Source organism: Shewanella sp. 1180_01, from assembly GCF_052850535.1.
The window spans coordinates 1-892 of sequence record NZ_VXCT01000162.1; the positions used below are offsets into that span (position 1 = coordinate 1).

General features: G+C 43.4%; 1 pseudogene. It reads right to left on the reverse strand.

From position 1 onward, the window contains the following. Positions 1 to 125: 125 nt before the first annotated feature. Positions 126 to 706: pseudogene (locus FW758_RS24650) on the reverse strand (IS5 family transposase); the annotation flags it as partial. Positions 707 to 892 lie beyond the last annotated feature (186 nt).

The window sequence follows — 892 nt, forward strand, 5'->3', positions numbered from 1 at the left end:
ATTGCACTCTTGAATCTGTAAAAAAACCAAGAGGAATACAGCTGTGGACTGGCTTTGTTTCCTAAATCGAGTTAGCAAACAAAACTCTCATTATTGTTCAAATATCAAGCTACACAGTTGGTTTCATCACCCGAGATATTGCGGATTTTTCGATGGGTTTGCTTAAGTAAATGGGCATAACTTCAGCGTCTGTGACACCTGATAAACTGAGTTCTGCGGCAATAATTTCATGGCTATGTGTATCTACGGCAATATGCAGTTTACGCCACACTCGGCGCTTTCCATCTGTGCCATGTTTCTTCACTTTCCACTCACCTTCGCCATAGACCTTCAAGCCTGTCGAGTCGATAGCTAAGTGCTCAATGGCGCCGTGAGTCTTGGTTTTAAAAGCAATATTGACCGTTTTCGCGCGTTTACTGATACAGGTGTAATGCGGGCAAGATCATGGGATGTCACCCAGTTTAAACACCGAATTGATGAAGCCCTGTAAGGCTCTCAGTGGCATAGAGAAAATACGCTTAACCATCAACGCAGTGGTAATGGCTAAGTCGCTAAACACTCGAGGGCGACCTTTCTTGGGCTGCTCGACCTTGGCTTTCCACTTAGTAATTGCATCCTCATCAATCCAAAAGGTAAGTGAACCGCGGTTGATTAAGGCTTGGTTGTATTGCTTCCAGTTGGTTGTTTTATAGCGAGGTTTTGACACGGTTGATGGGTAAGTTGATAGGCGATGACGATCAGATCTGCGGCTACAGTTTTAGTTCACGCTGTACCAATAAATATACTCTCCAAAATGAGTTTGAAACGTGTCAACGCTATTCAGGACGAGTCATCTTTTCAATAAAAAGCCAGTCATTGCTGATAATGCCGATCGTTTTAAATAGTTGAACGC